Origin of the sequence: Peribacillus sp. NPDC058075, from assembly GCF_042885195.1 — a bacterium.
Classification (GTDB): domain Bacteria; phylum Bacillota; class Bacilli; order Bacillales; family DSM-1321; genus Peribacillus.
Genome location: NZ_JBHVSL010000001.1, coordinates 423721 through 442565, shown reverse-complemented (window position 1 = coordinate 442565; position 18845 = coordinate 423721). Strand labels below are relative to the sequence as shown.

The 18845-nt window shown below is 40.6% G+C and carries 17 protein-coding genes and 1 riboswitch; of the genes, 6 read left to right on the top strand and 11 right to left on the bottom strand.

Annotated features, from left to right (window positions below; all coding sequences use genetic code 11):
- Positions 1 to 52: 52 nt before the first annotated feature.
- The 5 genes from ACFVS1_RS02250 to ACFVS1_RS02230 form a co-directional block, all read right to left on the bottom strand.
- Positions 53 to 1255: a C40 family peptidase gene (locus ACFVS1_RS02250; protein ID WP_387544971.1), complete on the bottom strand. Its 1203-nt coding sequence runs from the start codon at positions 1253 to 1255 to the stop codon at positions 53 to 55.
- Between the two features lie 646 nt (positions 1256 to 1901).
- On the bottom strand, positions 1902 to 2567 hold the full coding sequence (locus tag ACFVS1_RS02245; RefSeq protein WP_352925393.1) for a DUF2642 domain-containing protein: 666 nt from the start codon (positions 2565 to 2567) through the stop codon (positions 1902 to 1904).
- A 25-nt stretch (positions 2568 to 2592) separates the two neighbouring features.
- Positions 2593 to 3948: an arsenic transporter gene (locus ACFVS1_RS02240; protein ID WP_387544969.1), complete on the bottom strand. Its 1356-nt coding sequence runs from the start codon at positions 3946 to 3948 to the stop codon at positions 2593 to 2595.
- 254 nt (positions 3949 to 4202) lie between these two features.
- Positions 4203 to 6284 carry a methyl-accepting chemotaxis protein gene (locus ACFVS1_RS02235; RefSeq protein ID WP_387544967.1) on the bottom strand — a complete coding sequence of 694 codons (2082 nt, stop codon included), beginning with the start codon at positions 6282 to 6284 and terminating at the stop codon, positions 4203 to 4205.
- Between the two features lie 405 nt (positions 6285 to 6689).
- Positions 6690 to 7208, bottom strand: a complete 519-nt coding sequence (locus tag ACFVS1_RS02230; protein WP_352925387.1) for a DJ-1/PfpI family protein — start codon at positions 7206 to 7208, stop codon at positions 6690 to 6692.
- Between the two features lie 135 nt (positions 7209 to 7343).
- Here ACFVS1_RS02230 and ACFVS1_RS02225 point away from each other — a divergent pair, with 135 nt between their 5' ends.
- The gene (locus tag ACFVS1_RS02225) at positions 7344 to 7739 is read left to right on the top strand and encodes a winged helix-turn-helix transcriptional regulator (protein WP_352925385.1); all 396 of its coding nucleotides are present in this window, start codon (positions 7344 to 7346) and stop codon (positions 7737 to 7739) included.
- Positions 7740 to 8157: 418 nt separating this feature from the next.
- Here the strand turns inward: ACFVS1_RS02225 and ACFVS1_RS02220 are convergent, their stop codons facing one another.
- The 5 genes from ACFVS1_RS02220 to ACFVS1_RS02200 form a co-directional block, all read right to left on the bottom strand.
- Positions 8158 to 8451 carry a hypothetical protein gene (locus ACFVS1_RS02220; protein WP_387544965.1) on the bottom strand — a complete coding sequence of 98 codons (294 nt, stop codon included), beginning with the start codon at positions 8449 to 8451 and terminating at the stop codon, positions 8158 to 8160.
- A 31-nt stretch (positions 8452 to 8482) separates the two neighbouring features.
- On the bottom strand, positions 8483 to 9733 hold the full coding sequence (locus tag ACFVS1_RS02215) for an MFS transporter (protein WP_352925381.1): 1251 nt from the start codon (positions 9731 to 9733) through the stop codon (positions 8483 to 8485).
- A gap of 625 nt (positions 9734 to 10358) precedes the next feature.
- Complete coding sequence (locus tag ACFVS1_RS02210) at positions 10359 to 10844, bottom strand: SRPBCC family protein (RefSeq protein WP_387544963.1); 486 nt, start codon at positions 10842 to 10844, stop codon at positions 10359 to 10361.
- 6 nt (positions 10845 to 10850) lie between these two features.
- Complete coding sequence (locus ACFVS1_RS02205; protein ID WP_387544962.1) at positions 10851 to 11402, bottom strand: GNAT family N-acetyltransferase; 552 nt, start codon at positions 11400 to 11402, stop codon at positions 10851 to 10853.
- Between the two features lie 2 nt (positions 11403 to 11404).
- The gene (locus tag ACFVS1_RS02200) at positions 11405 to 11923 is read right to left on the bottom strand and encodes a YfiT family bacillithiol transferase (RefSeq protein WP_387544961.1); all 519 of its coding nucleotides are present in this window, start codon (positions 11921 to 11923) and stop codon (positions 11405 to 11407) included.
- Between the two features lie 253 nt (positions 11924 to 12176).
- Between ACFVS1_RS02200 and ACFVS1_RS02195 the strand changes: the two genes are divergently transcribed.
- The 4 genes from ACFVS1_RS02195 to ACFVS1_RS02180 all read left to right on the top strand — a co-directional run bounded on the left by ACFVS1_RS02195 (position 12177) and on the right by ACFVS1_RS02180 (position 16700).
- Positions 12177 to 13277: an endospore germination permease gene (locus ACFVS1_RS02195; RefSeq protein WP_387544959.1), complete on the top strand. Its 1101-nt coding sequence runs from the start codon at positions 12177 to 12179 to the stop codon at positions 13275 to 13277.
- On the top strand, positions 13252 to 14736 hold the full coding sequence (locus ACFVS1_RS02190) for a spore germination protein (protein ID WP_387544957.1): 1485 nt from the start codon (positions 13252 to 13254) through the stop codon (positions 14734 to 14736). The genes ACFVS1_RS02195 and ACFVS1_RS02190 overlap by 26 nt, the downstream gene beginning before the upstream one ends.
- A gap of 3 nt (positions 14737 to 14739) precedes the next feature.
- Positions 14740 to 15885, top strand: coding sequence for a Ger(x)C family spore germination protein (locus ACFVS1_RS02185; RefSeq protein ID WP_352925370.1), 1146 nt, complete (start codon positions 14740 to 14742; stop codon positions 15883 to 15885).
- Positions 15886 to 16262: 377 nt separating this feature from the next.
- A complete protein-coding gene (locus ACFVS1_RS02180; RefSeq protein WP_387544955.1) occupies positions 16263 to 16700 on the top strand; it encodes a GNAT family N-acetyltransferase in 438 nt (145 codons plus the stop codon).
- Between the two features lie 62 nt (positions 16701 to 16762).
- On the opposite strand, the gene ACFVS1_RS02175 is transcribed toward ACFVS1_RS02180, so the two are convergent.
- Positions 16763 to 17047: a transition state genes transcriptional regulator AbrB gene (locus ACFVS1_RS02175; RefSeq protein ID WP_241589106.1), complete on the bottom strand. Its 285-nt coding sequence runs from the start codon at positions 17045 to 17047 to the stop codon at positions 16763 to 16765.
- A gap of 501 nt (positions 17048 to 17548) precedes the next feature.
- Between ACFVS1_RS02175 and ACFVS1_RS02170 the strand changes: the two genes are divergently transcribed.
- Positions 17549 to 18520 (top strand): DMT family transporter, encoded by a 972-nt coding sequence (locus ACFVS1_RS02170; RefSeq protein ID WP_137023660.1) that lies wholly within the window; start codon positions 17549 to 17551, stop codon positions 18518 to 18520.
- Between the two features lie 206 nt (positions 18521 to 18726).
- A riboswitch (guanidine-I (ykkC/yxkD leader) is annotated at positions 18727 to 18827 on the top strand.
- Positions 18828 to 18845: the final 18 nt, after the last annotated feature.

The following is an 18845-nucleotide window of genomic DNA, read 5'->3' as shown; positions in this document are numbered from 1 at the left end:
TTACTGCCGTTGAAAAAGCGACTCTTGAATATAAACAGATGGAATGGCCTTCTTAGTCCATAAGGCTTTGAACTTGACCGAAGCCTTCGAATTTCTCGGCAAAATAACCTGACGAAAGATTGGAGATATGAACGCCAGTGTTTTCCGTTGTATGGAGAAAACGGCCATCACCTAGATAAATACCTACGTGGGTCACACCCAGCCTTGTTCCTGTGTCCCTAAAAAACACTAAATCCCCTGCCTTTGGATTTTCGATTTTGGGCAGTAAGGAGAAATAATCCGCCGCAGATCCCCGTTTTACTGAAAGGCCCTGTTCCTTCATGACCCAATAAATGAATCCGCTGCAATCCATTCCGATCATCGGATCTTCTCCCCCGAAAACATAGTTGAATCCGCGTAGAGTGTATGCATACTTGATGACATCATATGCTTTATCATATGCAGCCTCCTGGTTTACATAAAACGGATACAACGGATTGCTGTATAGTTGAAGATACTGCCCATGCATCAACTCATCCGTACTTAATGCGTTACGATTTTTAATCGTACTCATGGAAATGCTGTAATTCTCCGATATACTTTTAAGCGTTTCTCCCGTTTGGACGATATGCTCTCCTTTAGGCGTATATGTTTTGTACGCCACTTGGTATTTTGCAAAGTAATCTTCTGTAGTGGATCTCACCTGAACCGTTTCTGCTCCATATCCAGAATTGACAAATTGGTTTTTGCCGACATAAATACCCGCAGTCACGACTTTTAAGCTGTCTTTTTCCAGAAAGAATATAATATCCCCCGCTTTTGGAGTGGCTGTATCCATCCCTTGCTTATAAAAACCATCTATTGTCAAACGGTCAACCGGCACATTTTGCCGGGAAAGCACCCAATGAATCAATCCGCTCGAATCAAACCCTTTTTCAGGCGTCTCCTCTCCAGCTGTCTTTTTAAATCCTATAAAGGATTTCGCATAGTTTGAAATTTTTTTCCCTCTCTCCGACCATTGATAGATGGAAGGAGTATACGCCGTATGAATGATTGTCAACCTTTGGCCCGCAAATAACTTATCATCCGGTAAACCATTCGTTTTCATTAATTGCTCAGCCGATATATCATATGTCTTGGCAATCGATTCTACCGTTTCGCCAAAGGTTACAGTATGCACAGGATCTGCTGCCTCGGCCTTTAAGCCAGGTAAAAAAGTGAAATTGACCATGAATAACAATGTAAGTATCATACCGCTTAATTTTCCATTAAACATTTTAACCCTTCCTTAATAGCTGAAATATTTTTAAATACAAGATGTTCAAGCAAACTCCATCAAATGAATCTTTTATCCTATCACCCGCCTGAAAAGATGAGCCTTAACTCTCACTCCGATAATATTATCGGCGAATCAAATAAAACATTTAGACTATTTTTCACAAATGATCATCCATCCGATTCAATAAATCACTTTAAAAATAAACCATAATTCCTATACTGTGTTCTTTTACCGTCACGTGTGACTTTCCCTAGAGCTACCCAGGTCATGGAGAAATGTTCATGATTGGACATCGAAGATTTTATTTTTTTGTACAATAAGTTAGATTAGGCCAGTGATGATAAAGCCGTACTAACGATATAGGAATGAAGATATACAACATCGTTTAGGAGGGGCAACGTATTTGAGGTTTGGCATAAACAAGCCCTTGCTGTAACGTGATGAACTGCACATTAAGCTTGGCAATCTCTAATAGGGAGCATGAGGAAATTCTCATTTTACAAAATATAAAAATATTGATGGACCCGCCGGACTCCATATGACAGATCAACCGGAAGGAACCCGAATCCATTGGTATCACCCATCATCTAGCAGAAGAAAATAAGGGGAAAGCTTAAATGGCCTTCCCCTCGTTTCTATGAATCTATGGCATGTACACCGTTTTAATATGTGAAAGCTTCAAAAACACATGATCTCCATTGGCTGTCGTTAATTCAACCAAGTTGTTTTCCGCCTTTTTAAGCATACCGATTTTCATCGGGTCCTCTCCCCCATCAAATACTACTAGCTTTCCTGCATTTTTCTTTAATTGGTCTTCCAAAGAACGTAGCATCGGTACATCTGAAGGGTTGACGGGAAAACTTTCTTTACTGAGTGTATAGGGTGTGGCATTTTGATTGTACGGAGTAAGCCATTTAAGGTGATGCAGCGAGACATACATCATTTTATATACAGGCGAGTAGAATGCAAAGTAATCATTGAAAACATTGGTGATATAGCCGTGTAAAGGAATGTGTCCAGAAACATGGATTTCTGAAAAAACTCCTTTTGCATTCATTAGTGTTTTACGATAGGAAATCGACGCCATGTCTTCCATCATGGGGGACTCCATAGGATTTTTAATCTCGTTATCTATCTCTGTACTCAGATTGAATCTATGGACGTGCAGCATAGGAAAATACAAAAACTGCTGTCCATTGAACAACACTAGAATATCCGTGCTCAGATCAGTTAGAATTCCTTTGAACGTTTTTTTTCCTGAGATTTGGACATCGATCTGTTTACCCAGTAATGCAAACGCATCACTCATTACTATCTCCTCCTAGGGGGGTTATTCAGCTAAAAATCATTTGCACCCAATAAAATAATAAGAGCAGTGTCACCACTGTCGTAATTGGTATGACTATCAGGGATACACTTAAATAATCTTTCCACTTTATTTTCACTTTGTATTGTTTCAGGATATGCATCCAGATAAGTGAGGCAAGAGTACCGATGGGCAATAACAATGATCCCATGTCACTACCGATTATATTAGCTAGATAGATAGTTTTTAATGTGATCGGATCTAGTCCCATTTCGGTTAAGGTAATGGTTCCTATCATTAATGCCGGATGATTATTGAAGATGTTTGATAGAACCGAAACCAATCCTCCCATGACAAAGCTCGCACTCAATAACCCTTGATTTACAATCGGTTCGCATATCTGTACGAGCATGGCTGTAAGTCCTACATTATGGAGACCATAAATGATGACATACATGGAGAATGCGAATATCAGGATGTGCCATGGGGTCTTTTTTAGGATATCGACAGGGTTTGTCCGTAAATGATACCATCTCCAGATCAGTAAAGATAAAGAGCCAAGTACAGCAACCCACTCGATTGGAATGGAAAAATAAGAAGCTACAAAGAGTAAACAGCGCACCACGAACACATAGAGCAATACTTTCAACATGAATCTTGTGCGTTGCCTTTTTGTTTCAACCGTCATTTTTCCCTTTAAAGGATGGAAATTCTTAGTGAAGAAACTTTCCTCAATGTCATAAGAAATATTCGGCAGTTTCTTGGGCAGTTTTTTCTTGACCACTACGAACATCAACCATGACATGAAGATCAACCCTAAAGTTGCAGGTACAAACATCATGGCAGTATGCATATAAAGCGACATATGCACTATTTTCAAAGCGATTAAATTGACTATATTACTCACGCCTATAGGCGCACTTGAAGCTGTTGCAATCAATGCTCCACTCAAAAGATACGGGATGGCTTCATGTGGTTTTAATCTGAGATTTTTCAAAAGCAAGATCAAGATGGGGGTCGTAATCATGATGCTGCCGTCGTTATTGAATAACAAGGTCATTAAAAAGCACAATAATTGAATGTACCAATACAGGCGATACCCCGACCCTCTGGCAAGATTGGCAAGTCTCGCAGCAGCCCAGTGAAAAAAGCCGAAACTTTCCAAGATGACTGCCATGACAATCGTTGCCATGATGGTGATCGATGCGCCCCCGATTTTATTGATGATATCCAAAATATCGCCTTGGGATACTGTGCCAGTCAGCAAAATTATCACTGCACCGATTGAAGCTGGCCATGCTTCATTGATACCTCCTGGCCTCCACAATATAACTATCATTGTCATGACAAACACAAAAATAGTCATTCCTATTTCGTAATGCATGTTGTTCTCCCCTTTTTGGGCCTTGAGCCATTGGACCCTACTTGTCCGATTTCTATATATTATTCCCCTTTGTAAAAAAAGCATGGATACTTGACCATCTCCTCTAAATTGTACTTTTGTACTTCTAGTGATTTTGTCCACAAAAGAGAGATGCCCTGCTCACAGAAATCAAGGTCAATGGCAATGCAATACATCAAAAAAGGGGAACCACTTAGTGGCCTCCCCTTTTCGCAACGCTTATGGCTTCCGTTCCTCTAATTCTTCACCTGGAATTCCCCAAGTGCATGCTCCAAATCATTTATCAACTGTGTAAGCTGCTGTGTATATTGAGCTAGTTCATTGGATGAAGCGGCTTGTTCCTCCATCGATGATGCAATTTCCTCTGATGATGCAGTCGTTTGCTGAGATACGGCGGTGATTTCTTCTATCACTTTAATGACCGTTTCTTTCTGTTGATTGATGCTTTCAATGGATCGTGTTTCTTCCTGAATCGAATTGGATATCCTCGCGACGGAATCCTCCAGCTCATTCATGGCTTCACTAACCGTGATCACGGCATTTTTCTGATCCTTGCTGATTTGATTCGTTTCATTGGTCGTCCTCAGCAATTCCTCTGTATCTGACAGAATGCTTTGGATGATGGCTTGAATGTTTTTTGTAGCTTCTTTTGAATCATCAGCTAAGCTCCTCACTTCATTCGCCACGACAGCAAACCCTTTGCCGGACTCACCTGCCCTTGCTGCTTCTATGGATGCATTCAGTGATAACAAATTGGTTTGTTCCGATATTTTCGAAATGGCATTCGTGACATCGGAAATGGTTTTAGATTTTTCCACAAGTCTTAAGCTCATGCTGGTAACAGCTTCGAATGCCATTTCAAGTTTTTGGTATGACGTTTCCAAACCACTTACCTGATGTTTCCCTGACTCTATATTTTCGGATGCAAGCTTCAATACGGATTGTGTCTCACTCGATTTTTTTGATAACCCATCGATTTCGCCACTAAGAACCTGAATCGTGCCTGCACCATGCTCCACTTGTTCAGATTGATTCGATGCACCCGCTGCAATCTCTTCTATCGCACGTGAAACATCTGTAATGGCCGCACTATTTTCAGCAGCTATTTGGCTTAAGCCGGCATTGGCCTTTGTCACCGATTCCACATTTCCGTTTACCTTGGCAACCAATTCTCTTAATTTCCCGAGCATCGAGTTATAGCTTTTGCTTAAGTCCCCAATCTCATCATTGGATTTAATGGCAAATTCGGACACTAAATCCCCATTCGCCGTCTTTTCTATGATTTTTTGGAAGTCGGCCATGATCTTCGTTAACTTTCCTGCTAGATAAAGAGCACATGCAGTCCCGAATAGAAGACCTAAAATACCTGATATCACTACGATTCTATTAATGTCATCGAGCTTTGATTGCAGTATTTTGTCTGGAGTGAGCGACAATACCTTCCAGTTCACTTCAGGGACCGTACTCAGTTCACCTGTATAATCTTCACCTTCCAACGTCAAGGCCTGATTCGCCTTGGCGTCCCCATTATACATGTCGGCAACCCACTTGAACTCTGAATTGAATCGGTCAGTATCCGCCATGAAATCCTCCACACCTTCTTCCATGCCGCTCTTTTCAGGATTCATGTTCTTCCCGTCCATCCCCTGCATGAATGAACTCACGATAAAACCTTGTGAATCCAATATAACCAGATTGCTAGTAGACTCTTTTTCGATCGTTGCCCTCATTTTCCCGATTGTCGAAAGGTCGATATCATAACCAAGGGCCCCTGCCATTTTCCCTTCCGATAAAACAGGCGTGACAACGGACGTCATGATCATCCCTGAAACTCCATCCTTATACACATCCATCCATTTCGTTTCCGGTCTTTCGGTCAGCTGCGTATAAGTCTTAGTCTCCCTTGCATCCTGATTGAAATCCATTTGGGGCGAAGCATACAAGGAACCATCCGATCCATCCATATAATAAACAGAAATTAAGTCTTCATTGTTCTTTTGAAATGCCTCTATCGTTTTTTGGATATCCTTGATTGAATCACCATTTTTAATCTGATTGGAAACCAGCTGTGATAATTGCTCTAGCGAATTTTCATACGTGGCCATGCTCAAATTGATTTGTGCCGCTGCATTTTGGGCCGAGCTTTTGTTGATGGATATACTATCTTCTTTAAAAATGGAGGTCACTTTCACCCCCATTATCGAAACAGATACGACTATAGCTAGTAAAACGGATGTACATATAAATAATAACCATTTTATCCGAAGCGATATCCTTCTCTTCACTTTTTCTTTCTTGTCAATCGATGAACTTCCCATTGATAATTTCCCCCTTTTATTTGACCTGCAAATGCCCTCGCTTACCTGTGTGAAAACAAAGATTCAATATATGCTCAAAATGGATCCTTCCTTATTTACGATCACTTGCTTTATTTTTCCACATAAACATACTATATACCTAATTAAATCTTGTCAATTGCCAATAAGGGATAAACTCGTGGGTCATAAGACATAATTTTATTTTCAAAATCACATCCCATCGTTCCAAATGATGCTAAAACTGCTATAATCAAGCCATTTTCGCTTTATTACATCACTTCATTTTGTTCTAAAAAACCCACTATTTCCGTCACTGAATATATACGAAAATATAAAAAAACCTTGGATTGTATAGAATCCAAGGGTTTCACATGGGTAATAATAGGGTTAGCAGTAATACGGAATCTAGCGTAATGCTGCGGCTAAGCTTTCACCGAATTCTTTTGCGCCATCCGGACCATCACCTGTGATGATATCATCATGCACAACGACATGCTGGTTTGCATATTCAACGGAATTGGCTTTCAATTCGTCAATTTGAACATCAACAGGGTAACAAGCAGCTTTGCGGCCGGAAAGTAAACCCGTTTTCGCTACTGTAACAGAACCTGCACAAATTCCCGATACAAGAACCTTTTGCTCATGTGCTTGTTTCAAAAAGCTTTGCAATTCTTGGTTGCCCCATAGATGATCATTCGTACCTGAACCCCCAATTACAGCAACTGCATCATAATCACTTGCTGAAACATCAGGAAAGATCACCTCTGCCAACGCCTTGCCTTGATAGTCACCAGTTATTTCACCTGTTTTCGTACTGGCTATTGTTACTGCCACTCCTGCATTTTCCAAAACTTCTTTCGGCTGAAATAATTCATCTTCATTAAAACGTTCTGGTGGTATAATTAGTAATGCTTTTTTACTCATTATGTTGCCTCCTCGATTGAATTGTGTGATGACTACTCAAATTGTAACGCTGGTTATCGGCCCTGTGAAGAATGCACTTTAATGTGCGGAGGTTACCTAAAGGTTACTGGTGAAATTAAAAAGGAGCTAATGTCCATGTCAGAAACATTAAGAGATGAAATCAAAGAAAAAATCTTAAACGGCTATTATAATTGCGAAAAAGAACTTACTTTATCCATATTCAGCGGCAAATGGAAAATCGTCATTCTATGGCATTTAGGTGTAGAAGGCCCGCACCGATTCAGTGATCTTCAAAGGCTTTTCCCGAAAATATCCCATAAAATCTTAACGAATCAATTACGTGAACTTATGGAAGACGGCGTCGTGCATCGGGAAGTTTATCCCGAGATCCCTCCAAAAGTCGAATATTCCATGACTGACCTTGGAATGACCTTGCTGCCGATCGTTGAAATGATGTATGAGTGGGGAAAAAACAGAATGAATGAAATTAAACAAGAAATGCATGTCAGTGAAAATGATTCGAAAAAATAATGCATTCGTGTCCCGAAAAACAAAGTCAGTTGTACAATTTAAACGTTGATTGGAACCTAGGGCACACACTTTCCAACAATCACCTTTGATTTAAGATTTGATAGAACACGACTAACCCTAACAAACTGTAGACCGATGATAGAATATACCGGCCTCGGTTTGTAGGCAACTCGAACCCCAGTTGATTTCAGAAATCCGTTCCCTTTCCGCCGACTGTCTGCCAAGCCGCATCAAAGCTAGCGCCTGTGGGGTCTCGGCTAGCCAGTTTTTCGGCAGGAGTGTCGCAAATTTCTTCAATCTATTGAGGGTTTCAGTAAAAAAAATTCAAGGATAATCGAGTCTTGTTTTAAAATCATGTATGCCGGTCTTTTGAATTCGAAGCTGATTCTTTTCATGAAAAGTAATGGTGATTACTCATTTACTTTTTACCCGGCTTGGTGAATTGCTGACCCATTGCACCTATTAGTAAAATGATGATCGAAATGAGATTGTAGTCCTTAAAAAAGGTCGTAAATGGAATTTCCAGTAATAAAAACGCCATCGTAAGCAGTCGTCCTAGCAGCAGAATCATTCCGATAATTACCATCCAATTAAATACTTTTGCCAAAAAATCCATCTTTTCCTCCTTAGCCAATCTAATGATGACTTTCATGGTGTGCCAAGAATAAATAACTGGAGTGCTGCCTAATTTCCAATACCCTTCTGGCTCCATTCCTTCATCTCACATGGCGTTCTGTGTACCATTACTCGGGGGCGTCTTTCGAGATTGGTTTTCCGGCTTCGATCAACACTTTGCTGCCCAGCAGGAAAAAGCCTTGTATGAACAGCAATAAACCAGTTCCTATAAGCAGCCATTCAATTTTAATGATGTCGGATATCGGTCCGAATACAAGCATTCCCAGGGGCATCATCGAAGTCGAGATCATCCCTAAAACACCAAATACCCTCCCAAGAAGATCACCCTCGACCTTCTCCTGTAACAAGACCATGGACGGCGTATTAAAGATGGGCATCGCCAATCCAACTACCCCCATGATGATCAAGTAAATCCAGAAAACGGGGATGATTCCAAGAGCGAAAGTACAGGCCCCAATTATTAGGCTCGCAAGTGTCATCGTATGGATTTTGTTTTTAAAGCCTCCCCACGAAGCCATGAAAATCCCGCCTAGCATCATTCCGATGGCAAAAGTGATTTCTATCGCAGTCAACCGCCAAACATCATTCCCGAAAGAGCGTGTGACCTGAAGCGGTGTAAGAAATGCAACAGGTGCGGCAAGCACGAAGAAAAATGCGAAAAATATAAAGAACTTCTTAAGAAAGTCATGATTCCTGATATAACTGAACCCTTCTTTCAAATCGGTGAAATAGCTGGTTGATTGCTTTTGTAATGCCTTCGCATGTGCTGGAATTTTCAAAAATGCCAGCAAAGTGAAGATGGCAATTGCAGCTGTAATCACATCAATGAAGAAAATGGTTTCGATTGAAGCCATCGTAAGCAGCGCGCCGCTCACCATGGGGGAAACGAGCATCACTAGCGCTTGAATGCTTCCATTTGTCCCATTCACCTTCGTAAGCTTATCCTCTGGCACAAGCTGGGGAAGAATGGCCCCGACTGCAGGAGTCTGGATTCCAGTTCCTATCGCCCGGACAGCCGACATGACGAAAAGCAGCCACAGCTCATCGTAGCCGATTAAAAACAAGATGGCCAATATCAGCGTTGAAATGGCAATCAATGAATCCGAAAGAATGATCAGCATCTTCCGATTATAGCGGTCTGCCCATACCCCCGCGATTGGAGAGAGTATAAAGGTAGGCACGAAACCACAAACGATGGATATCGTCATCATGACACCCGACTGCGTATTCAACGTGATATACCACATGATGGCATACTGAACTAAGGATGAACCAAAGAGGGATATGGTCTGACTGCCTAAAAAAAGAGTGATATTCTTTTTCCAATTGTCTTTTACTTGTTCATTTAATGATTTCACCCCTTAAACACCTCTTTCTATTTTCAATTTTTTTCTTAATGCCCTAAAAAAAACACAGGCTATCTGCCTGTGTTTAGAGTAAATGGATCAGAACCTATCCAAAGAAACCTGATAGGATGATTATCACGAAAAAAATAATCTCCCACTGGCCTTCGGTTTGGTCAATACAATGGAGAATCCACCACTTTACGTATCCAAAATGACCTCATTGGATAGGTAAAGTATTTCTCCCGTTACTAATCCTTCTATTTGAAGTCTACTGGATAGCAAAACCCTTTGATCACAAAGGTTGCTTGCGGCTTCAGCTGAAAACAAAAAAAGAAGTTGAAATCGTCTCTTTTTTTCACAAAAGCGTAAAATGAAGGTTTCCTTAAAAATAGACAGACCATTCCCATTTACCCTGCGGACATGCAGAGCCCTTGAACGTATTCAATTAACGGTTCAAAGAGTGGAAATGCAATCTGATAAATGTCACAAGGAAAACCTCCATTTCTTAAAAGTTAAAGTCATCTTAACATGGAGCCAACTGGAATATCAATGAATAACTTCCTACATGGCAGAAGCACCACTTCGGCTTTGGTTAAAGTTCACTTTCCGCTTCCTTATGTATCCACCTGCATGCCATTCATCCATCAATTCGTTTGACGGCGGCAGTATATTCCTTATGCCATTTTTTCCATTCATCCATCGGGAAGTCCTGATGATGACCATCAAGTAAATCACTAAACATATCAAGGCATATATGCCATCCTGCCAAATCTTTTGATGTATGATCATTAACTGGCGTGATGAATTCTTTCAATACTAATGAGCATCCATCCTTTTCAGGGGATACCTCGAAACGAACCCAGCCGTCCCCCCATTCAAAATCTAAAACGGAAGATTCTTGGAAGTCCCTGATTTTCATATCAAAAGATTTCCCTGACCCATCATTGAAATTGAATTTTATGGTCCCGTCTTTTCGAAGGTTTTTCATTTCCAGGTTGGACATCCATTTTTCCACTTTATCATTCTCCGTTAAAGCACTCCATACTTTTTCAACAGAATGTTTGAGCAGGCGATCGAATCTTGCGATAATCCCATTACCTTCTTTTTCGATGACAGCTTGCACTTGAATTCACCCTTTCCATTCATGACCTGATATAATTTTAAAATAAAAAATGGTCGGATGTAAATCACCATTTGCAGATTTAGCATAATCAGGAATCCTGCCTGCCTGAGTATATCCCAATGAAGTATACAGGGAGTTAGAAGGATCGCCTTCCCTTGTATCCAGGACCAATAATGTCCGTCCCTCCTGCTCGGCCCTCTTCTCAGCCTCTAGCATGAGTGAACGTCCTATTCCATTTCGCCTATAACCAGTATGTGTCATTAATTTTGCGATTTCCGCACGATGGCTGCCGTTTTGCTTTGAACATACATGTAACTGTACACTCCCGACTATCTTACCCTGTAATTTAGCAACTAATAAAATCACATCAGGATTTATGTCACTACTCCAATAATCAACCGCCTCAGACCGTTCCATGGGCGGTAAAAAACCGATGGACGCGCCATCATCCACAACCTGCACCAAGAGGTCGGAAAGTTCATTAAGGAAGTATTCGATTGATGTCAATTGTTCGATTTTCACATCGGCATTCACAGTAATCACACCTTTCCCAGTCATATTCACCATCCCAAGCGCTTTGATAAAGAAGTAATATGGGCCAGATGATGACGCCCATGCCACGCATAAATGCCTATATTTTTTCCGATAGTCACTTCTCCTGAATCGGGATGGATGAATATTCGGCTCAGTTCGTCTGCATGAAGACCCGATAAAAGTTTGCCCATGCGGATATGTACAGCTTCAATTAGTGATAGAGAAACTTCAATCGGCAAATCATAATCAGGCAGCTCTGCCCATTGCCCCTCTTCGTATGGTTTAATGACCGGACTTTCTTCCGTAAGGGCCAATTTGAAGCGAATATACGCATTCATATGACTATCAGCAACATGATGCACCACTTGGCGGACCGTCCACCCTCCAGGACGATAAGCCGTATCAAGCTGTTCATCATCCAGGTTGCCTACCGCTTCCCGCAGCATCCGAGGCAAAGAATCAATCTCGTTGAGCCACCCCTCGGCTACACCACTAGTGATCTCCCCGTCAAACTGAAACGTTCCAATCGGGTATCTTACATCCATCTTCATTCCCCCTAGATCTCCAATAAAAATAGCATCCAATATATATTCCTTATCAATTGATACAAATCCTTTTTACCGGCAAATCTATGTTTTCAATCCTAAAAATGCACCTTGAACATGATTGACCAAAAACAGGAATTTTTATCCATCTACCTTAAGTGCGTATACTAATTCCACATTTAGCAACCATAACAAAAGAATGCCATGTGCATCAATCCAATCTTTAAACAATGGAAATGGGGATCGGATCATCTTGAAGAAAATCAGCTCGATACAAACTCTTAGCATCTTCTTTTTATCAATCGGCCTTCTTAATCACGTGATTTTGACGCCTTTCCTCCTATCAACCGGCGGAAGGGATGCTTGGTTTTTTTCTATCCTAACTATTGGATTGATACCGATTTGGGCCTACATATTATCGAGAATAATCAAGAATATGAATAATCAACCCCTGACGGATTGGCTTGAAAATAGATTTGGGAAACATATTAAAAATATCGCTTTATTCTTTATAGTGATTTATCTGATAAGCCTTGTTTTGGCCACTACAAAGGAAACGATTGATTGGATCACGACAAGCTTTCTTTTTGAAACCCCAAGTTTAGCGATTATCATTCCTTTTACGCTGCTATGCATTTTTCTTGCCCATTCCGGTATGCGCTCCATCGCCATTAGCTCTTCTGTATTATTGCCAATAGTCGTCATTCTTGGCATTTTCGTTGCGACCGGAAATATACCGACAAAAGAATACAGCCACCTCTTTCCCCTTTTCGAGAATGGCTATTTTCATGGCGTTAAAACCTTTCAATATTCTGGTTATGGCCTTGCCGAACTGATTTTAATCGTTTTTTTTCAGGAAAAACTATCGGATAAGCTCAATCTAAAGGTACTAGTTTTCTTATGCCTCGGTTTAGTGTTTTTACTTCTTGGCCCATTAACAGCAGCACTCGCTGAATTCGGGCCGACCTTAGCCGAAGCAATGAGGTACCCCGCCTATGAACAATGGCGTCTGCTGACAATTGGTAAATATATCGAACATACAGACTTCTTTTCCATTTATCAATGGCTTGCTGGTGCCTATATCCGTGTTTCACTGGCGTTATTTCTAATAACGGAAGTCTTTAAAGGAAAAACTAATATTATGAAGCTTGGTATTCTTTTCGCTGTAGGCTTCCCCATGGTCGTCATCTCCATCGTACCATTCAGTAATTTCAAGTTCTTGCATGTAAGCCAGACTTTCTACTATCCTGGCGCTTTTTATTTCCTGTTACTTTTGTCCGCCTTTTTATTTATCGGCACTTTCATCAGTTCTAAGGAGGGTAAACGACATGCGAATGAAACGATCCAAAAATGAACTACCCCCGCCTGAATTAAGGGAGGAGACATTTCGGGAGTTATTCAGTTCAAGCTCAGATATCATGTTTGACACGATTTATCTCGGAGAAACCGAAAGGCCCATTCCTGTCCTTATTTTTTATTGCTCGGGTATGGCCGACATCAGTTTACTGAACGAGGGTATTTTGGAAAAGCTAAACAAAATGATGGAATTGGATGAGAGAATCGATGCTGAAGAATCAATCAACAAGCTAAAACCCTTGATAGATCTGACGAAAGTAACCATTGATAGCGAATTCAATAACGTCCAACAGCTAATTTTCTCTGGGTATGCATTATTATTCATACCATCAACCCAAAAGTTATTTTCAATAAATTTGTCCAATGTTCCGAACCGCCAGCCTGAGGAGTCTTCCTTCGAGGTCTCTGTAAGGGGCCCAAGGGATGGGTTTGTCGAGGACATATCCATCAATACTGTTTTAATCAGAAAGCGGCTAAAAACAAAATCGCTCGCCTATGAAGAGTTTATCGTTGGCAAGCGCAGTCAGACGAAAGTCGGACTGATGTACATGGATGACATTATCAATAAAGAACTCGTTAAAAATGTAAGGTCGAAAATTAATAACATTGATATTGATATATTGGTGAGCAGCCAACAATTGGAGGAACTGATTACAAACAGTAAATATAGTATTTTTCCACTCACCCATTATACGAGTCGCCCTGATTTTGCAGTCGAAGCACTCAATCAAGGAAGATTCATTCTAATCGTGGATGGTATGCCCACAATAATCGTGGCTCCTTCTACATTACTATTGCAAATAAAAACCGCAGAAGATTCGAATCTCCCTTATCTTTTTGTTAGCCTTGAGCGACTGCTTCGCTTTATGGGGCTTGGCATTACCGTTTTATTGCCGGGGTTCTGGATATCCATTTCCGCTTTCAATATTGAACAGGTCCCGTTTCCGTTACTAGCTACCATAACCCTTTCTAGGCTGGGACTTCCCTTATCTGCCACCATGGAATTCATTCTCATGCTGATCTTATTTGAATTATTCCGTGAGTCCGGAGTCAGGTTACCTAAAGCGGTTGGACAGACAGTTGCCGTTGTAGGCGGTCTCATTGTCGGTGATGCCGCGATAAGGGCAGGTCTGACCTCACAAACCATGCTTGTGGTCACTGCCGTAACCTCTGTCGCATCATATACCCTTGTAAACCAGTCTTTAACAGGTGCCGTTACTATTTTACGTATGTTTGTACTGTTACTAAGCTGCATTTATGGAATTTACGGCATGATAATCGGTTTACTCTCGATTGTCACTTTATTATCCAGACTTGAATCATTCGGGGTTTCTTATATTGGCGGACTGAACCCACCAAGATTCACAAAAATAATTGATGCATTCATAATGAGGCCATGGAATTCCATGAGCAAGCGATCATTGTCAGCTAACGATAAGACCAGAAAGGGGCAGTAAGGAATGTTCCGCATCTGTAAAATTTGCTTGACCCTCCCTTTAATCCTTTTACTTTCAGGCTGCTGGGATGAAAAAACGATTCAGGACTTTCATTATATAACGGCCATCGGGATTGATTTCAAGGATGGGGAGTACATTGTTTATACGCAGCTTGTAGACTTCGCAGCGGTAGCTAAAACGGAGGCCAAGCCAACGCAAAGTCCTCCCATATATGTAGGGAAACAAAAAGGCCGTTCCATCTCGATCGCCATAAATAAACTAATGCGCAATACTCAACAGTCTCTCTATATAGGGCATGTTTCTACGTTTGTTATCAGTGAAAATGTTTTGAAACAGCAAAGCGCAGAAATAGTGGATTATATATACAGAAACCAATTACTTAGGTACTCAGCCAATATATTTGCCACAAAAAGTTCCATGGATGAACTTTTCTCCATTAATGGTTATTTTAATTTATCGCCTTTATACACGACATTATTTTTACCAGAAGATATATATAGGAACAGATCATACATCGAACCCATTACCGTCCAAAAGTATTATTCTAGTCAACGGGAAAAAGCATATACAACCATCTTACCCTCCATTTCCTGGAATGATAAAGTTTGGAAAGAAAAAGATAAAAATCGAAAGAGCCTCTATATGGATGGTGCATTTGTCATTTACTATAAAGTATCCCAGCCCTGGTTCTCTGAAAAGGAACTGAGCGGTGTACGCTGGCTCACTAAAAGTACCAACAAAACTCCCGTAAGCATTAGAATGAATAAACAAGACATCTATGCCTCTTTCTCCCAACCACAACATAAAGTAAAACCTGTTTTCAAGGATGGTAAATTCAAATTCGATATCGATGTTGTCGTATCAGGTAAAATACTGGGGCTTGATACTCAAATAGATATGGATAAAATTAAACGAAAATTAGAAAATCAAATAAAAAAAGACATCCAAACATCCTTCAAAAGCGGGATTCAAAAGAACGCAGATCCTTTAAGCTTGGGCAAGACCCTTTATCTCAAAGAGACAAAATACTGGCAAAAGAATCATATAAAAGAGCCGACTGATTTTCTGGATGAGGATTCGATACATCATATAAACGTAAAGGTACATATCCTTAACACAGGTGGTATAGAAGCTAAACCACTGCGGTAATGAAAATTTTTGATTTGTGATTTATGGCCAATTTTTATTTGATCATGCATCATTCACGAGTAAATCAGCCAATCTCACGAGTATTTGCTCCAAACTCACGAGTAAATCAGCCAATCTCACGAGTATTTACTCCAAACTCACGAGTAAACGCCTATATCTCATGAGTTTGCTGCTACATTTGACGAATAAACGCTTATCATCCATGAGTTTGCTGCTCAGCTTGGTCTAATAGCCCGCTTCATGATGAAATAAAATCAGGATGGCGCCTTTTTGAGCTCCATCCTGATTTTTGGCGCTGGAAAAGGCGGTCCTGAATTTGTCGGATAGCATAAATAAATGGTAAATTAGGGGTATTAAACCGTTAGGGGGAGCCGTTTATGAGCATACAGAAGGCTACATTGCATGAGTTGGAATCATTGACCGAACTATTTGATTTATACAGAGTGTTTTATGAGCAAGCATCCGATCCTGGTCGCGCAAGGGAGTTTTTAAGGGAAAGGCTGACAAATGGGGAGTCTGTGATTTTTATCGCCTTTGATGAAGGAACTGCAATTGGTTTTGTCCAATTATATCCTTCTTTTTCATCTGTGAGTATGATGCGGTCATGGGTGTTGAATGATTTATTCGTGAAGGAATCCGCTCGCGAAAAGGGATTCGGCGAGGAGTTATTAAACGCGGCCATCACATTTGCACGCGAAACAGGTACAAAAGGAGTATCACTGGAGACAGGCAAGGATAATGTAAAAGCACAGAGGCTTTATGAAAAAATTGGTTTCGTCCGTGAATCGAACCATTTTTATTATTTCACCATTTAATATAAAAAAAAAGTGTAGGGAAAACCTCCCTACACTCGGATGCTATATATCTAGCATATTAATTATTTAGCCGTTTCCATGCTGGCTTGAATTTCTTTAATTAGAAGTTCGGCACCTTCAGGGCTAAGTATTAATTTACCGCCAACAAGTTTCATATTGTCATCGGAAACTTCACCTGTAACCTGGCAAGTCATGTTTGGTTTATATTTTTGAAGGATGATGCGCTCTTGTTCTACATAAATCTCCAGAGCGTCTTTCTCATTAATTCCTAATGTCCGGCGTAGTTCAATTGGAATGACTACCCGTCCTAATTCGTCAACTTTACGTACAATACCTGTAGATTTCATTTAATTTACCCCACTAACTTTCTTGCGAATGTTGCATCTATATATTTCGTCACCATTCGACATTATTTGCACTTCTATAAAGATACCACTACCTACCATATTCGTCAATTCTCGTATCTTCATATATTATCTGCCTCTCTATGATTTTTATATAAATTATTAGTAATCCCTTCATATGGCGCGTCATAACAGCGTTCTCCGCTTCAAACTTGGTATATTTTGTCATTCAAAATATCAAAATGGAAACGCCTTCATTTAATTCCAACAAGCATTCTTTTCATTCCATGTCGAATCATGGAGAATGAAATACGCTAGCTTAAAAGAATCCGGTTGATTTTCTTTTGCTTTTGAAGGACAATTTAAATTGATCACTTATAATATTCCGAAAATTCATTCCGCTTTTAACACAGTGGATATATTTGAAAATCCTTCCAGAGAGCCGAAACGATTGCCATCCTTCCAGAGTCTTACTGACTCATTAAACAGATTGAGGTGAGTCAATTGCGTCCGATTATATTAGGTATTTGTTCTGCTTTCTTTTTTGCATTTACTTTTGTTTTAAATCAAGCCATGGAGTTATCTGGCGGCAGTTGGATATGGAGTGCTTCGCTGCGTTATTTCTTTATGGTGCCTTTTCTGTTTTGTATCGTATTAAGCAGAAAAAATCTGCGTCCCCTTTTACGGGTGATGAGAGAAAAACCAGGTCCTTGGCTGCTTTGGAGTTTTGTCGGTTTTGGGTTATTTTATGCTCCTTTATGCTTTGCATCCGCCTACTCACCTGGCTGGCTAATCGCCGGCACTTGGCAAATCACGATCATTTCGGGTGCATTACTTGCGCCGCTGTTTTTTGAAAATGTCCAAACGAAAGATGGGCTCGAAAGGCAAAGAGGAAAGGTTTCTGTGAAAGGTCTCCTCATGTCCATGATCATCCTGCTAGGAATCATCCTGATGCAACTGGAACACACCAAGCATATTTCTATGGCCAATCTTTGGTTGGGAGTGATTCCTATCGTCATCGCCTCGTTTGCATATCCTTTGGGAAATCGCAAAATGATGGAAGTATCCGAAGGACGTTTGGATGCTTACCAGCGTGTATTGGGAATGACTTTGGCGAGTTTGCCATTCTGGTTCCTGCTTTCATTGTACGGTTTCTTTACAGTAGGGGCACCGACGAAGATGCAGAGTTTCCAATCCCTTTTGGTCGCACTATTTTCAGGTGTCATTGCCACGGTCCTTTTTTTCAAAGCGACCGATTTGGTAAGTGGAAATATGCAGAAATTAGCTTCAGTCGAAGCTACACAATCGATGGAGGTCCTTTTTGCCCTAGCCGGCGAGTTGCTATTCCTATCTTTACCGATTCCTTCTCCGTTATCGTGGTTCGGTATCTTTATCGTCATCATAGGAATGATCCTGCATAGCTATGTATCACATAAAAAAGAAGGTTCATCCCGGAAACGGACAGTGAGTGCCTAAATAGCAAGTCAAAAAAGCCCCGGATAAGATTTCGGGGCTTTTTTGACCTGATAACAGAATCTGACTGCGTTCTTTTTTTCCATTGACAGGTCATGATAACTTGATGATTTTTTAAAGTGGCAAAAAGCTCACCATCCATTTTTTTCATTAAACTTTTACCTTGAGTAAGTTCAAAAAGTATGTATAATGAAAGGTAATTGCATATGTCAAAGGTTTTCTAGGGTTCCGCAGTGCGTCTCATTGCTGGTCTGGTCCGAGAGAAAACTCACAGCATGCTGTGTCACGGAAGGATAAAAGCCTGGGAGAAACTGTTTAACAGTTATCT

What these genes read in the sequence shown, in the direction of transcription:
- ACFVS1_RS02250 (WP_387544971.1), bottom strand. Translation starts at nt 1,255, where the DNA reads ATGTTTAATGGAAAATTAAGCGGTATGATACTTACATTGTTATTCATG.
- ACFVS1_RS02245 (WP_352925393.1), bottom strand. Translation starts at nt 2,567, where the DNA reads ATGAGTGATGCGTTTGCATTACTGGGTAAACAGATCGATGTCCAAATC.
- ACFVS1_RS02240 (WP_387544969.1), bottom strand. Translation starts at nt 3,948, where the DNA reads ATGCATTACGAAATAGGAATGACTATTTTTGTGTTTGTCATGACAATG.
- ACFVS1_RS02235 (WP_387544967.1), bottom strand. Translation starts at nt 6,284, where the DNA reads ATGGGAAGTTCATCGATTGACAAGAAAGAAAAAGTGAAGAGAAGGATA.
- ACFVS1_RS02230 (WP_352925387.1), bottom strand. Translation starts at nt 7,208, where the DNA reads ATGAGTAAAAAAGCATTACTAATTATACCACCAGAACGTTTTAATGAA.
- ACFVS1_RS02225 (WP_352925385.1), top strand. Translation starts at nt 7,344, where the DNA reads ATGTCAGAAACATTAAGAGATGAAATCAAAGAAAAAATCTTAAACGGC.
- ACFVS1_RS02220 (WP_387544965.1), bottom strand. Translation starts at nt 8,451, where the DNA reads ATGGAGCCAGAAGGGTATTGGAAATTAGGCAGCACTCCAGTTATTTAT.
- ACFVS1_RS02205 (WP_387544962.1), bottom strand. Translation starts at nt 11,402, where the DNA reads ATGACTGGGAAAGGTGTGATTACTGTGAATGCCGATGTGAAAATCGAA.
- ACFVS1_RS02200 (WP_387544961.1), bottom strand. Translation starts at nt 11,923, where the DNA reads ATGGATGTAAGATACCCGATTGGAACGTTTCAGTTTGACGGGGAGATC.
- ACFVS1_RS02190 (WP_387544957.1), top strand. Translation starts at nt 13,252, where the DNA reads ATGCGAATGAAACGATCCAAAAATGAACTACCCCCGCCTGAATTAAGG.
- ACFVS1_RS02185 (WP_352925370.1), top strand. Translation starts at nt 14,740, where the DNA reads ATGTTCCGCATCTGTAAAATTTGCTTGACCCTCCCTTTAATCCTTTTA.
- ACFVS1_RS02180 (WP_387544955.1), top strand. Translation starts at nt 16,263, where the DNA reads ATGAGCATACAGAAGGCTACATTGCATGAGTTGGAATCATTGACCGAA.
- ACFVS1_RS02175 (WP_241589106.1), bottom strand. Translation starts at nt 17,047, where the DNA reads ATGAAATCTACAGGTATTGTACGTAAAGTTGACGAATTAGGACGGGTA.